Origin of the sequence: Maritalea sp. (genome assembly GCF_051251695.1) — a bacterium.
Lineage (GTDB): Bacteria > Pseudomonadota > Alphaproteobacteria > Rhizobiales > Devosiaceae > Maritalea.
Genome location: NZ_JBPOEU010000002.1, coordinates 71,839 through 86,957, shown reverse-complemented (window position 1 = coordinate 86,957; position 15,119 = coordinate 71,839). Strand labels below are relative to the sequence as shown.

At 50.1% G+C, this 15,119-nt stretch carries 12 protein-coding genes and 2 pseudogenes; 11 read left to right on the top strand and 3 right to left on the bottom strand.

Going from position 1 to position 15,119, the window contains the following annotated elements; genetic code table 11:
* The first annotated feature begins 46 nt into the window (after positions 1-46).
* From ACSHWX_RS01460 to ACSHWX_RS01420, 9 genes are all read left to right on the top strand, one after another.
* The gene (locus ACSHWX_RS01460) at positions 47-3,784 is read left to right on the top strand and encodes a nitrate reductase subunit alpha (RefSeq protein WP_435666396.1); all 3,738 of its coding nucleotides are present in this window, start codon (positions 47-49) and stop codon (positions 3,782-3,784) included.
* Positions 3,784-5,313 carry a nitrate reductase subunit beta gene (gene narH / locus ACSHWX_RS01455; RefSeq protein ID WP_435666395.1) on the top strand — a complete coding sequence of 510 codons (1,530 nt, stop codon included), beginning with the start codon at positions 3,784-3,786 and terminating at the stop codon, positions 5,311-5,313. Before ACSHWX_RS01460 ends, narH begins: the two co-directional genes overlap by 1 nt.
* Before the next feature lie 12 nt (positions 5,314-5,325).
* Positions 5,326-6,030: a nitrate reductase molybdenum cofactor assembly chaperone gene (narJ, locus tag ACSHWX_RS01450; RefSeq protein WP_435666394.1), complete on the top strand. Its 705-nt coding sequence runs from the start codon at positions 5,326-5,328 to the stop codon at positions 6,028-6,030.
* A gap of 11 nt (positions 6,031-6,041) precedes the next feature.
* Positions 6,042-6,737 carry a respiratory nitrate reductase subunit gamma gene (gene narI / locus ACSHWX_RS01445; protein WP_435666393.1) on the top strand — a complete coding sequence of 232 codons (696 nt, stop codon included), beginning with the start codon at positions 6,042-6,044 and terminating at the stop codon, positions 6,735-6,737.
* 60 nt (positions 6,738-6,797) lie between these two features.
* Positions 6,798-7,667, top strand: a complete 870-nt coding sequence (locus tag ACSHWX_RS01440; protein ID WP_435666392.1) for a peptidylprolyl isomerase — start codon at positions 6,798-6,800, stop codon at positions 7,665-7,667.
* 5 nt (positions 7,668-7,672) lie between these two features.
* A complete protein-coding gene (moaA, locus tag ACSHWX_RS01435; RefSeq protein WP_435666391.1) occupies positions 7,673-8,683 on the top strand; it encodes a GTP 3',8-cyclase MoaA in 1,011 nt (336 codons plus the stop codon).
* Between the two features lie 3 nt (positions 8,684-8,686).
* A complete protein-coding gene (gene mog / locus ACSHWX_RS01430) occupies positions 8,687-9,214 on the top strand; it encodes a molybdopterin adenylyltransferase (protein ID WP_435666390.1) in 528 nt (175 codons plus the stop codon).
* Between the two features lie 113 nt (positions 9,215-9,327).
* Positions 9,328-10,248, top strand: coding sequence for a carbohydrate kinase family protein (locus tag ACSHWX_RS01425; RefSeq protein WP_435666389.1), 921 nt, complete (start codon positions 9,328-9,330; stop codon positions 10,246-10,248).
* A 304-nt stretch (positions 10,249-10,552) separates the two neighbouring features.
* The gene (locus ACSHWX_RS01420; protein ID WP_435666388.1) at positions 10,553-10,813 is read left to right on the top strand and encodes a hypothetical protein; all 261 of its coding nucleotides are present in this window, start codon (positions 10,553-10,555) and stop codon (positions 10,811-10,813) included.
* Between the two features lie 9 nt (positions 10,814-10,822).
* On the opposite strand, the gene ACSHWX_RS01415 is transcribed toward ACSHWX_RS01420, so the two are convergent.
* The 3 genes from ACSHWX_RS01415 to sseA are packed head-to-tail and all read right to left on the bottom strand — an operon-like array spanning position 10,823 to position 13,728.
* Positions 10,823-11,728, bottom strand: coding sequence for a pseudouridine-5'-phosphate glycosidase (locus ACSHWX_RS01415; protein WP_435666387.1), 906 nt, complete (start codon positions 11,726-11,728; stop codon positions 10,823-10,825).
* Position 11,729: 1 nt separating this feature from the next.
* Entirely contained in the window at positions 11,730-12,827 is a 1,098-nt protein-coding gene (locus ACSHWX_RS01410) for a PfkB family carbohydrate kinase (protein ID WP_435666386.1), read from the bottom strand.
* Between the two features lie 55 nt (positions 12,828-12,882).
* Complete coding sequence (sseA, locus tag ACSHWX_RS01405; protein WP_435666385.1) at positions 12,883-13,728, bottom strand: 3-mercaptopyruvate sulfurtransferase; 846 nt, start codon at positions 13,726-13,728, stop codon at positions 12,883-12,885.
* A 76-nt stretch (positions 13,729-13,804) separates the two neighbouring features.
* Between sseA and ACSHWX_RS01400 the strand changes: the two are divergent.
* Together ACSHWX_RS01400 and ACSHWX_RS01395 are read left to right on the top strand one after the other, a co-directional pair.
* Positions 13,805-14,245: pseudogene (locus ACSHWX_RS01400) on the top strand (ATP-binding cassette domain-containing protein); the annotation flags it as partial.
* Positions 14,246-14,305: 60 nt separating this feature from the next.
* Positions 14,306-15,100 (top strand): annotated as a pseudogene (locus ACSHWX_RS01395) (ATP-binding cassette domain-containing protein); the annotation flags it as partial.
* Positions 15,101-15,119: the final 19 nt, after the last annotated feature.

Genomic DNA, 15,119 nt, shown 5'->3' with positions numbered 1-15,119 from the left:
GTGCCGTTAGGGCACCCCGATCAATCCTAATATTAGGGGAATTAATATGAGCAATTTACTGGATCGTCTCAACTTCTTGGCGCCAAAGGAAACCTTTTCGAACGGCCATGGGGTTACGACCAATGAGAGCCGCGGTTGGGAGGATGCCTACCGCAAACGCTGGCAGCACGACAAAATTGTGCGCTCAACACACGGGGTGAACTGCACGGGTTCATGCTCTTGGAAAATTTATGTGAAGGGTGGCATTGTCACTTGGGAAACCCAGCAAACGGATTACCCACGCACACGGCCCGACCTTCCAAACCACGAACCGCGCGGTTGCGCGCGGGGCGCGAGCTATAGCTGGTACATGTACTCAGCAAACCGCGTTAAGCACCCGCTTATTCGTTCACGCTTGGTGAAACTGTGGCGCGAAGCCCGCGTAATGCGCGAGCCAGTCGCGGCCTGGGAACATATCCAGCAGGACGAAGAGGCACGACGCTCTTATCAAGAAGTACGCGGTCATGGCGGTATGGTGCGTTCAACTTGGGACGAAGTGAACGAAATCATCGCAGCGGCAAATGCTTATACGGCAAAAACGTATGGTCCTGATCGGATTATTGGCTTTTCGCCAATTCCCGCCATGTCCATGGTTTCCTATGCTGCTGGATCACGATATTTGAGCCTGATGGGCGGCACATGCATGTCGTTCTATGATTGGTATTGCGATTTGCCACCTGCATCGCCAATGACATGGGGCGAGCAAACTGACGTGCCAGAAAGTGCTGACTGGTACAATTCTGGGTTCTTGATGCTTTGGGGTTCAAACGTGCCGCAGACACGTACACCCGATGCTCACTTCTATACAGAAGCGCGGTATAAAGGCGCGAAGTCTGTTGTGGTTTGCCCTGATTATTCGGAAGCCTCAAAATTTGCTGACCTTTGGTTGCACCCCAAACAAGGGACCGATGCGGCGCTCGCCATGGCAATGGGGCACGTTATTTTGCGTGAGTTCCACCTTGACCGTCAGGCTGAGTATTTTGAAGATTATTGTCGTCGTTATACCGACATGCCAAACCTTGTTCGGTTGGTTCAAAAAGACGGCAATCTGATCCCTGAACGTTTGCTGCGCGCATCCGACTTTAAAGACAGTCTTGGCGAGGATAAAAACGCTGAATGGAAAACTGTCGCGGTTGACGGCAAAACCAAAAAGATTGTTGTACCGCAGGGTTCTGCCGGCTTCCGTTGGGACGATAGCAAACAATGGAATTTGGAAAGCAAAGACGCCGGTGGTGCTGACGTCGAGCTGGACATGAGCTTTGTGCTAGATGGAGAGCATGACCAAGTTGCAGATGTGGCCTTCCCATACTTTGGCAACAAGGAACATGATCACTTCCAAGGCACGGATCATGAAAGCATTCTGGTTCGCTCCGTTCCTGCGAAAAAGGTCCAACTTGCCGACGGCGAAGCGCTCGTCGCTACAGTATTTGATCTGTTCGTCGCGAACTACGGACTTGACCGTGGTTTGGGCGGCGAGAACGTTGCCAGCAGTTATGATGATGAAACGCCTTATACACCAGCATGGGCTGAAAAAATTACCGGTGTTCCCAAGGAACACATCATCACCGTTGCGCGTGAATTTGCGGACAATGCAGAAAAAACCAATGGCCGTTCAATGGTTATTTTGGGCGCTGGTCTGAACCATTGGTACCATATGGACATGAACTATCGCGGCATCATCAACATGTTGGTGATGTGCGGTTGTATTGGTCAATCTGGTGGTGGCTGGAGCCACTATGTGGGGCAAGAAAAATTGCGTCCGCAAACTGGTTGGCAGCCATTGGCCTTCGGTCTGGATTGGAGCCGTCCACCACGGCACATGAACTCCACCAGTTTCTTTTATGCGCACACAGACCAGTGGCGTTATGAAACGGTGAAGGTTGATGAGATCCTGTCACCAACGGCACCTGATGGCCCTTGGGATGGCACAATGATCGACTATAACATCCGTGCAGAACGGATGGGTTGGCTGCCTTCTGCGCCACAGCTTAAAACAAATCCACTCACTATTGCCGCAGCGGCAAAAGAAGAGGGCAAAGACCCTAAAGACTATGTGGTTGAAAAGCTCAAGTCTGGCGAGTTGGAAATGTCATGCGACGATCCTGACGATCCAGCAAACTGGCCGCGCAACATGTTTGTTTGGCGTTCCAACTTGCTTGGCTCATCCGGTAAGGGGCATGAATATTTCCTCAAACATCTTCTAGGTACCTCACACGGTGTGATGGGCAAAGATTTGGGTGAGGAAGGTCGTGCGCGATCAACCGAAGCGAAATGGCATGATAAAGCGCCTGAGGGTAAACTTGACCTGCTGGTAACGATCGATTTCCGGATGTCTACAACATGCGTTTATTCAGACATCGTTTTGCCGACCGCTACTTGGTACGAGAAAGACGATCTGAATACGTCTGACATGCACCCCTTTATCCATCCGCTTTCAACGGCGGCGGACCCTGCTTGGGAAGCAAGATCTGATTGGGCAATCTTTAAAGGCTTGGCCAAGAAGTTTTCTGAAATCGCACCTGAGGTTTTGGGCGTAGAAACAGACATCGTTACGTTGCCAATTTTGCACGACACGCCTGGTGAAATGGGCCAAGCACTTGACGTTCAAGACTGGAAGAAGGGCGAAATCGACGCCATTCCAAACAAAACGATGCCAAACATCATTGCGGTAGAGCGTGACTATCCGAACTTGTACAAGAAGTTCTCTTCGCTCGGCCCGCTCATGGACAAAGCTGGCAATGGCGGTAAAGGCATCGCTTGGGATACCAAGCACGAAGTGCAACTGCTCAAAGAACTTAACGGCGTTGTTTTGGAAGAGGGCGTTTCAAAAGGCCTTGCCAAAATTGATAGTGCAATTGACGCTTGTGAAGTGATTTTGAGCCTTGCGCCTGAAACCAACGGTGAAGTCGCGGTAAAAGCTTGGAAAGCGTTAGAAGAAAAAACCGGGCGTGAGCACGCGCACCTTGCGCTGCCAAAAGAGGATGAAAAGATCAGGTTCCGCGATGTTGTTGCGCAACCGCGTAAGATCATTTCGTCGCCCACATGGTCCGGTATTGAAAGCGAGAAGGTTTGCTACAATGCGGGTTGGACCAACGTACATGAGTTGATCCCGTGGCGAACATTGTCTGGTCGCCAACAGCTTTATCAAGATCATTTGTGGATGCGTGCGTTTGGCGAGGGGTTCTGCGTCTACCGCCCTCCAATCGACACCAAAACCATTACGCCTGAGTTGGACAAACGTTCAAACGGTAACAAGCAAGTTGTACTCAACTTCATCACACCGCACCAGAAATGGGGAATTCACTCCACCTATTCTGACAATTTGATGATGCTCACATTGAACCGTGGTGGCCCAGTTGTTTGGTTATCTGAAACGGACGCGCAAAAAGCTGACCTTGAGGACAATGATTGGGTGGAAGTTTACAATACCAACGGCGCACTTACTGCTCGTGTGGTGGTCTCTCAGCGGATGAAAGAAGGCACGATCTTCATGTATCACGCGCAGGAGAAAATTGTGAACACGCCGGGTGCGGAAACAACCGGCCTTCGTGGCGGCATCCATAACTCAGTGACCCGTGTGATCACCAAGCCAACGCACATGATTGGCGGCTACGTCCAGCAATCATATGGCTTCAACTATTACGGCACTGTCGGTGCCAACCGCGATGAGTTTGTGGTTGTGCGGAAAATGGACAAAGTCGAATGGCTCGAAGGGCCATACAAAGGCAAGCGGGAGGCGAAATAATGCGTATTCGTGCACAAGTCGGCATGGTGCTAAATCTTGATAAATGTATCGGGTGCCACACATGTTCTGTCACCTGCAAAAACGTTTGGACGAACCGCGAAGGCGTTGAATATGCCTGGTTTAACAACGTGGAAACCAAGCCCGGTATTGGCTACCCGAAAGACTGGGAAAACCAAAAGAAATGGAACGGCGGGTGGACCCGAAATTCCAGAGGGAAAATTACCCCTAAAATGGGTGCGAAGTGGCGGATTTTGGCGAAGATTTTCGCTAATCCCGACCTGCCTGAAATTGACGATTATTATGAGCCGTTTGATTTTGATTATGGCCATTTGCAAACCGCAAAAGAGGTCGAGACGACGCCAACAGCGCGTCCACGTTCTTTGATTTCTGGCGAGCGGATGGAAAAGATCAATTGGGGTCCGAACTGGGAAGAAATTCTTGGCGGGGAGTTTTCCAAGCGTGGCAAAGACTATAATTTTGAAGGCATCGAAAAAGAAATTTACGGTGAGTTTGAAAACACCTTCATGATGTATCTGCCCCGGTTGTGTGAGCATTGTCTCAACCCAACCTGTGTTGCCGCATGTCCATCAGGCGCGATTTATAAGCGTGAAGATGATGGCATTGTGTTGATTGATCAGGACAAGTGTCGCGGTTGGCGCATGTGTGTTTCTGGCTGTCCATACAAGAAGATCTATTACAACTGGTCTTCTGGTAAATCAGAAAAATGCACATTCTGTTACCCTCGTATTGAAGCGGGTCTGCCAACCGTTTGTTCTGAAACTTGCGTTGGTCGTATCCGTTATCTGGGCGTCATGCTTTATGATGCGGATAAAATTGAAGAAGTTGCATCAACGCCTGACACCAAGGATTTGTACGAGAAACAACTTAATGTGTTCCTTGATCCAAATGATCCCAAAGTGATTGCTGAAGCGCGTGCGCAAGGCATTCCTGAGGAATGGTTAGAAAGCGCCAAAAACTCACCTGTTTACAAAATGGCGATGGATTGGAAAGTGGCGTTCCCACTTCACCCAGAATACCGGACGCTTCCAATGGTTTGGTACATCCCACCATTGTCTCCGCTACAAAATGCGGCGGCAGCGGGCAAAATTGGTGTTGATAAAAACAGCATGCCAGATGTGGATAGCTTGCGCATTCCGGTGCGCTATCTCGCCAATCTTTTGACCGCAGGCAAGGATGAGCCGATCAAAGTTGCGCTTAAACGGATGCTGGCGATGCGCGGGTATATGCGCACCAAAACCATTGACGGTGTGATCGACGACAAGTTTGCAACCGATGTAGGGCTAACTCCTGAATTGATTGAAGACATGTACAAAATCATGGCGATTGCGAACTACGAAGACCGTTTCGTGATCCCCACCTCGCACCGTGAAGAAGCTGAAGATGCATATGATCTACGTGGCTCATGCGGGTTTAGCTTTGGCAATGGTTGTTCTGGGGGCAATTCAGAATTGGATCTGTTTGGTTCCAAAAAAACCAAAACAGTCACCACCCCAACAGACGTATTTTGATCGGAGAGAATAATGGCTAATGCATTGAAAATAATATCAACGCTGCTTTCATATCCGTCAAAGGAATTGCAAGCCGCTAGGTTGGAACTGAAAGCCGCTGTGCTGGAGGATGGACTAACCGGGGCGCCTGAAAAGGCTCTCCTTAATGAGTTGATCGACGACATCACCACGCGTGATGTTTACGAGGCGCAGGAACGTTATGTCGAGTTGTTTGACCGCACGCGAACATTGTCGCTGCATTTGTTCGAGCATGTGCATGGTGAAAGCCGTGACCGTGGTCAGGCAATGGTTGACCTTAAGCAGATGTATGAAGATCAAGGTTTTGAATTGGCGGTCACTGACCTGCCGGATTTCTTACCCATGTTCATCGAATTCGCGTCAATTCAAATCGAGAATGAACGCGAAGAATTGCTGGGGCAAACCGTGCATATTCTGTCTGCCCTTCGTCAACGGCTGAAAAAGAAAAAGAGCATTTACGCAAATGCCTTCCAAGCGCTTGAAGCGATCATTTCAACCCAGGCTGACCCAAAAGTTGTCGAAGAGATTTTGAGCGTACCGGACGATGATCCGAACGATCTTGAAGCGCTCGACGCGGTTTGGGAAGAGGAAGTCGTTACCTTTGGCGGCGGCCAAGGTGAAGATACGTGCGGTCCTGATCGGCTTGGCCGTCAGATCCGCGCAGCCAAGCGGCCTGCGCCGCGACCAACGGTTCAATAGGGAGAAGAGAGATGACGGAATTTCTCAATTATGCGGTGTTTGGGGTCTATCCCTATATCGCACTAGCGACCTTGGTTATCGGCACGGTTTTGCGTTACGACAAAGATCCTTACACATGGAAGGCTGGCTCCAGCCAACTTCTGAGGCGAAAGCAATTGATGTGGGGGTCAGTGTTGTTCCATGTTGGTGTTTTGACGATTTTCGCAGGGCATCTTGTTGGACTTTTGACGCCAATATGGATATTCGACGCACTGGGCATTAGTCACTCCGCCAAACAGATACTGGCGATTGTGGCTGGTGGTATTGCAGGCGTTGCCGGAATTATCGGGGCGACATTGCTCATTCACCGTCGCTTCTTTGATGCACGGGTTCGGGCGTCATCCAGCTTTTCTGACAACCTAACAATCTTGATTTTATGGGTTCAGTTGGCGCTGGGTCTTGGCACAATTCCAGTGTCGCTGCAGCATCTTGATGGACATGAAATGGTGAATTTCATGAACTATTGTCAGGGCATTTTCACATTCAACTTCCAAGCGTCAAGCTACATCATCGATGCGAGCCTGATCTTTAAGGCACATATGTTCTTGGGGCTAACAATCCTGTTTTTGTTCCCGTTCTCGCGCCTTGTTCACATGTTGAGTGCGCCGGTTCGCTATTTATGGCGTCCGGGTTACCAGGTTGTGCGGACCAAAAAGAAACGCGCTTAGACGTGCAATTGGTGGGGCAAAATCTTGCCCCACTTTTCGACCAATTGATGGGGAATTGAAATGACAACTCTAATCGATAATTCAATGCCAAAAATGGCGAATGGCGAAACTGTAAAAGTTGATCCAAAACCGAAATCACCCGAAATTTATGTGAACGGTGTCGAGATCACTTTGGAAGCTATTCAGCAAGAAGTGCAAAACCACGAAGCTGAAAACCCGAAAGACGCATATTTGGATGCGGCCCGGGCTTTGGTGATCCGGGAATTGTTGTTGCAAAAGGCTAATGCTTTAGCCGTCGAGGCTGAGCCGTTAAATGATGATCAAGGACGTCGAGAAACCGATGACGACGCGAAAGTGCGTCAGCTTTTGGACCAGGAAGTCGACGTGCCTCGCGCAGGTGAAGAAGAATGCCAGCGCTATTTTGATCAGCATCAAGAAAAGTTTTCGTCTGAAACTATTTATGAAACGCGCCACATATTGTTGGCCGGTGCGTTGGAGGACCCAGTAGCGCGTCGCAAAGGCATGGTCAAAGCGCAGCAGATTATTGACGCCGTTCAAAAAGACCCCAAACGCTTTGGTGAATTTGCGCGCGAATTTTCGCAGTGTCCTTCCGCGAAAGAGGGCGGAAATCTGGGGCAATTGACCAAAGGCCAAACCGTGCCAGAATTTGAAACGGTGTTGTTTGAACTGGAAGAAGGTCAGATGAGCCCGACACCTGTACCAACGCCGTTTGGCTATCATGTGATCCAGCTTGATCGCAAAATTGAAGGCCGTCAGTTGCCGTTTGATCATGTGAAAACAAAGATTGCAGCGTTCTTGGAAGCTTCGAGTTGGAGCCGTGCTGTTGCTCAATATATCGGCATTTTGGCTGGTGAAGCTGAAATCAAGGGCATTCAAATTGATGGTGCCGATAGTCCTTTGGTGCAGTAGATATTATGCAAAACCACACTACGCCAGATCTCATTGACCAGTATGGACGGCAGGCGAGTTATCTTCGCTTGTCGATCACTGACAGGTGTGATTTGCGCTGCACCTATTGCATGTCAGAACAGATGACGTTTTTGCCGCGCAAAGAGGTGTTGTCGCTCGAAGAACTGGAACGTTTGGTTGGTGCGTTTGTCGATAATGGCGTACGCAAAGTTCGCCTGACCGGCGGTGAGCCATTGGTGCGCAAAAATGTGATGAGCCTTTTCGAGGGCTTGTCACGTCACCTAAAAAGCGGTGCGCTTGATGAGCTTACGCTTACAACAAACGGCACGCTGTTGGGAAAATACGCCAAGCAGTTGGTCGATTTTGGCGTTAAACGTGTCAATGTTTCGCTCGATACGCTTTGCCCTGAAAAGTACGCTGAAATCACCCGTTGGGGGCGTCTGGAGCGGGTGCTCGGCAGCATTGAAGAAGCGCTTGCTGCTGGCTTGCGTATCAAAATCAATACCGTGGCCGTTAAAGGCAAAATCGAAGAAGAGATCGACGACCTCATCAAGTTCACCCATGGTCGCGGCATGGACCTGACTTTGATCGAGACAATGCCGTTAGGTGATGTTGGATTTGATCGAAACGAGCAATATTTGTCTCTGACAGACTTCCGTCAAGATTTGGATCAGCGCTGGTCGCTTACGGATATTGGCGACACAACTGGTGGCCCGTCGCGCTATGTGCGGGTTGGAGAAACAGGCGGACGCCTTGGTTTCATCACACCGATGTCGAACAATTTCTGTTCAACCTGCAATCGGGTGCGCGTTTCATGTACCGGTACGCTTTTTACCTGCATGGGGGCCGAAGGGGCAGTTGACTTGCGTGACGCACTTCGGTCGTCGGAAAGCAATGCCGCCGTTGAAGGTTTGATCCGCGAAACTGTATTCGCTAAACCCGAATGCCATAATTTCTCCATTGATGAGAATTCTACATCTGGTATCAAACGGCATATGTCGTTTTTGGGTGGGTAATTCATGACTGTAAAAATTGGGATCGTAACCATTTCTGACCGTGCCAGTCGCGGCGAATATGAGGATAAAAGCGGTCCGGCGATTGAAGCATGGCTCAATGAAGTTGTTTATTCAGATTGGGTGCCCGAAAAGCGCGTCATCGAAGATGGCATTGCTTCGGTTGAAGCGTGTTTAAAAGACCTTTGCGACAATGTTGGGGTTGATCTTATTTTAACGACAGGCGGCACTGGCCCATCGCCGCGCGACTTAACCCCGGAAGCCATGGCACTGGTGATGGAAAAAGAACTGCTCGGCTTTGGCGAATTGATGCGCAAGGTCAGTCTAGAACAAGTACCGACCGCCATTCTCTCACGCCAGACCGCTGGCATTCGCGGCAAAACTTTGATCATCAATGTGCCGGGTAAACCATCCGCAATTGATGTGTGCTTGTCCGCCGTGTTTCCAGCTGTTCCCTATTGCCTTGATCTGATCGGTGCGGGACGCATTGAAACGGAAAACGGCAAAATAGATAGTTTTCGACCCCCAAAATAGGGTGGAGAAATAGGTTCAATTGCAACAGATGATGTAAAAAAACCTGCGTTGTACTTGCGGCATTGCGATGATTTCGCCTAGATGAGGTGAATTGTTGGGTGAGGAATAAGACGATGATCGTTTGTTGTGGTGAAGCGTTGATTGATATGTTGCCGCGTGAAATTGGCAATGAGGGCAGTGGATATCTTCCTGTTTCAGGCGGGGCGGTTTTTAATACCGCGATTACGCTGGGGCGATTGGGCGAAAGTGCTGGTTTTTTCACCGGACTTTCCACGGACCTATTTGGTCAGCAGATTGATGAAAGCCTCAAGCAGTCAAAAGTTGATGCCTCATTTTGCAAACGTCATGATTTGCCGACAACACTCGCTTTTGTGAAACTCACCGACGGCCACGCTGAATATGCGTTTTATGACGAGAACAGCGCGGGCCGCATGATTGCCGAAGCTGACCTGCCAACATTTGGCACCGATATCCAAGCTTTGCACTTTGGCGCGATCAGTTTGATCCCTGATCCGTGTGGCGCCACATATGAAGCGCTGATGGCGCGTGAGGCCAAATCTCGAGTTATCTCGTTCGACCCCAACATTCGCCCCGGTTTTGTTAAAGACGAAGCAACCTACCGTGCGCGTATGGAACGTATGTTAAAACATGCTGACATCATAAAAGTTTCAGATGAAGACCTAAACTGGTTGATGCCAGATGTTGGGTTTGAAACGGCTGCTCAGCAAATGATTGCTGATGGTGCTTCGATTGTTTTGATGACCAAGGGCAGCGAAGGCGTTGACGCCATAACACGTACAGGCAAAGTGTCTGTTCCTGCACAAAAGGCTGTGGTTGTTGATACGGTTGGTGCGGGCGATAGTTTCAACGGTGGACTATTGGCTGGCCTGCGACGTAGCGGTGTTTTGAATAAACAAGATCTTCAAACGATTGACGACACCATATTGGTAAAAGCGCTGGATCTGGCCGTTAACGTTGCCGCGATTACAGTGTCGCGTGCCGGTGCGAACCCGCCTTGGCAAAGCGAACTCTAACTCAATTGCAGATTTGGTGAAACTGGTCACAATTGGGCCATAAAAACATTGTTCTTGGCGCGACTTGGAGCTGACAGATCAGCTTCAATTTCTTCTATGACCAACAAGAGCGACGTTGGCGGTTTTGGCCGCCCCTTAATCTATGCACAAAATCTTCATAACACTTATTTGCGCAACCGCTATTGCGGTGGGTAGCGCTGGTTTTACGTCTCCTGCAAATGCCAAAAATCTCATAAAATTGATGGAAAAAGACTTGGGCGGCCGCCGCCCAAAAGGTTGCCCGAGTAAATGGTGTGCCTGCTATATGGAAAAAATCTTGGCGCAAGCTGGCTTTGCGACGCAAGGCTCATATCGGGCTCGTGATTTTGCCAAATATGGCAAAAAGGCTAAGCCCATTCAGGTGGGTTCGATCATGGTTATGCGCAACCATATTGGTGTTGTCATGGGAAAATGCGCCGATGGACGGGTGAAAATCATCTCGGGCAATTACAGCAGAAAAGTTGCTGTGGGGTGTTACAGTCCCAGCAAAGCCATCGCATGGCGCGCGCCCGTTAAGACGCGCTAACCAGTTTGCTCATTGAGCCGCGATGGCAATTTCGCCAGCAACTTTTGCATTGTTGATCAACAATGCGATGTTTGCTTTAAGCGAGCGCCCACCGCTCAGTTCAACAACTTTACCCAGCATAAATGGCGTAACAGCAGCGCCATGGACACCTTTGGCATCCGCCTCAGCAATTGCCGCCTCGATGATTTTTTCCATCTCATCATTGGTCAATGCTGCGTTTTCGGGCACTGGCACGGTGAACAACATGCCATTTTCACTTGAAAGTTTGCGCCATGCATTCAAGATATTCGCAGCATCGCTCGCGTCGCTAACATGGTGTGGAACTGCAATGCCGCTATCCCGCGTGTAAAAAGCGGGCAGGTTTTTGCAGCCAAATCCGATAACAGGCACGCCTTGGGTTTCCAACACTTCCATGGTTAGGGGGAGGTCGAGGATTGACTTTGCGCCTGCGCAAACAACCGTTACTGGGGTCTTGCCCAATTCAAGCAAGTCTGCGGATACATCAAATGGGTGGCCGCGATGAACGCCGCCGATGCCGCCCGTGGCGAACACATCAATTGCAGCAGCTTTTGCCAATATCATGGTGCCGGCGACGGTGAGGGAGCCAGATTTCCCCATGCCCATCAGTGCCGGGAAATCGCGTCTGCTGCATTTGGCGATGGAGCCGCGTGGTGATTTTGCAAAATCACGCAATTGGGTTTCGCTCATGCCGATGACAGGTTGCCCGTCAACGATACCCAAGCTTGCTGGACATGCACCCGCATCGCGAACAGCCTGTTCCATGGCCAATGCGGTGTCGATATTGTGCGGGTAATCCATGCCATGGGTCACCACTGTTGTTTCCAAGGCTACAATTGGTTGGCCAGACATTTTTGCTTTGGTGATATGCTCGCCGAAATGCAGGTTGAATTTCATTTTAGGTCCTTTGAATTTTAACTTTTGGCGCTTGTTCAGCGATGATCTGGGCGCTGAGGTCTGGGCTGTTGCGCAATTCACTTCGAACGGTAAGCCCAGCTGAAACAACACCGCTTTGCGTTGCCTCAATCGCTGATTTGCCGTCGAGAATGGAGTGTAGAAAGCCAGCGACAAAGGCGTCGCCTGCGCCGGAAACATCTACAATTTTTGTTGTTGGGATTTCCACATGTGTAAGTTTGTTAGCGTTGAAACAGGTCACGGGATTTGTGCCATCTGTGATGATAATGTTTTGCACGCCGCGCTTGTTCAATGCGTTAGCTGCTTCAGCGGCAGTTGTTGCGCCGATAACCGCACGGGCCTCATCCATGTTGCAGAACAGATATTCTATGCCAGTCAGATTTTTAGGCAGCCGTCTGAATTTTGGAATTGAAACAGCATCGATGGCCAATGGAATATCGCTGTTGTGACAACGGGTAATAAGTTGGGATAGCAATTCAGTTGAGCAGTTGGTGTCTGCAAATATGAGACGAGAAGCAGCTATTTTTTGCCAATGACGTTCAATGAATTGGGCATCTAGCTGGCCAAAAATACCCATGTCAGCGGCACCCAAATAAAGGTCGCCCGATGGTTCCATGATCGCGGTATAAGTACCCGTGGTCGCGCCTGTTGCGCGTACCACCAAGGCTGTATCAACTCCGGCGGCTTCGGATGCATCTAGAATTGATTTTCCAGCGGCATCATTGCCGACGATGGAAAATAGCTTAACTTGCTCACTTAATCGCGCGAGATTTTCTGCGACGTTTCTAGCAACGCCACCCCGCGTTTCGCGCGATGTGGCAGGTTGAGATGTTTGTGGAATGCCGGGCTGTTCCAATCGCAATACGCGGTCAAGCACCGCGCCGCCAATGCATGAAATGGTTGATGCGTCTGCAAATATATATGCCCGACCCAAGACCAAACCTTTGGCCTGCAAGCGCTCAACATAATTGGCAACACTGGCGCGGGAAATGCCCAACGCTTCGCCCAACTCTTGTTGGGTGGCGAATGGTTGCGCTTTTAGTTGCGCCAGCAATCTTGCTTCTAGGTCAGTTAAGGTCATGTGTTGCAAATGCCATTTTGTTTAACATTTGCAATATTTTGAATTTACTGGTTGGTCAAGTTTTTTCTATCGGCGTGTCCGATAAACTGCCCCATTCGGCCCATGACCCGTCATAAAGCCGAGCGTCCGTTTTGCCGATCAATTCCAATGCGAGTAAGATGATTGATGCCGTAACGCCTGAACCACAGGTGGTGGTGATAGGTTTTCCCAGATCAATGTGCTTGTCGGCAAACATGGTCTTCAATTCGTCGCTGGATTTGAACGTGCCGTCTTCGTTGAGCAAACTAGAGAAGGGAACGTTGGTTGCGCCTGGCATATGACCGGCCCGCATACCTTCGCGCGGTTCCGGGTCAGTACCGGCAAATCGGCCAGCGCCTCGCGCATCAAGTACTTGTGCGGAACCAGCATCAACGGTTTTGCGCATTTCGTCGACAAGCACGACGGATGAAGCATCAAATTCTGGGATGAACTGGGCCGGGTCAGCGGCACGTTTTTTGTCTGTTACGGCAAAGCCAGCGCTTTTCCAAGCTGGCAACCCGCCATTAAGGACACGGACATTTTGTGCGCCAAACAGCTTGAACATCAACCAAACGCGGGCCGCAGAAAACATGCCAGTGGCATCATAGACAACGATATTACTGTTGTTGGAAATGCCCATTGCGCCGACCGCTAATGCGAATGTTTCTGGCGATGGCATGGTGTGCGGCAGGCCCGAATTTTGGTCGGCAATTGTGTCGATGTTAAAAAACTGTGCGCCTGAGATATGGCCGCTTTCATATTCCGCCCTGGCATCCCGATTTGCATTGGGTAGGTGCCATGACCCGTCAACAATCACGAGGTCGTTGCTGCCCATTTCGCGGTGTAATTGATCTGCGCTGATTAACAGTTGCTGATTTAGCATCGGCTTGCACCATCATTTGGTTTGATCTTTGGTACACTAATGTTAAAGCCAAGCGCACAGCTAATCTAGTTCAAAGATGTTTATCATGGCCGCAGCGCTTTTAAGCCTAAAAGATGTTCAATTGACCTTTGGGGGGACACCCCTGTTGGAAGGTGCCGAATTGTTTGTGGCGCCGGGCGAACGGATCGCGTTGGTGGGACGCAATGGGTCGGGGAAATCGACCTTACTCAAAATTGCCTCCGGGGATGTGGAGGCCGATAAGGTTGAACGGTTCGTCCAACCCGGCGTGACGGTGCGCTATTTGCCCCAAGAACCGGACCTATCTGCCTATTCGAGCGTTCTTGAATATGTTGAGGCAGGACTGACAGCGGGGGATGATGAATATCGTGCCGCCTATTTGCTGGATCAATTGGGTATGCAGCCTGATGCTGATCCGAAGTCTTTGTCCGGCGGGGAAACGCGCCGCGCTGCGCTGGCACGAACATTAGCGCCCAACCCCGATATTTTGCTGTTAGACGAGCCGACCAACCACTTGGATTTGCCGGTGATCGAATGGCTGCAAGCTGAATTGTCTTCTATGAAATCGGCCATGCTGATTATTTCGCACGATAGACGTTTTCTTTCTGATCTAACACGTTCAACAATTTGGCTTGATCGTGGCGTTACGCGTCAAACCGACAAAGGTTTTGCCCATTTTGAAGAATGGCGCGATGAGATATTGGCGCAAGAAGAATTGGAACAGCATAAGCTTGATCGTCAAATTGTTCGCGAAGAACATTGGGTGCGCTATGGCGTGACCGCACGGCGCAAACGCAATGTGCGGCGGATGTCAGAATTGGCAGACTTGCGGCAAAAGCGCGACGATCATCGTGGGCCTCCTGGCAGCGTGAAGTTGAGCGTTTCGGACGGCAAGAAATCGGGCACAATCGTTGCTGATATCGAAGAAATATCAAAAGCCTTTGGCGACAAACAGATTGTGAAGGATTTCTCCACCCGCATCATGCGCGGCGACCGTATTGGTATTGTTGGGCCAAACGGGGCGGGGAAAACCACTTTGATCAAAATGATCATTGGTGAACTGGCCCCGGATAGCGGCAAGGTCAAATTGGGCACAAAGCTTGATGTTGCAACGCTGGATCAAAAACGTGCGCAGTTGGACCCTACTACGACGTTGAAAGACGCCTTAACGGGTGGTGGTGGCGACAATGTTGTCATCAATGGTCAAGCGCGTCATGTGGTTGGCTATATGAAGGACTTTTTGTTTTTGCCCGAACAGGCCAATACGGGTGTTGGTAAGCTGTCGGGTGGGGAGAGGGCACGTGTTATGATTGCGCGTGCTTTGTCACTTCCATCAAATTTTCTAATTCTGGACGAACCGACAAACGACCTGG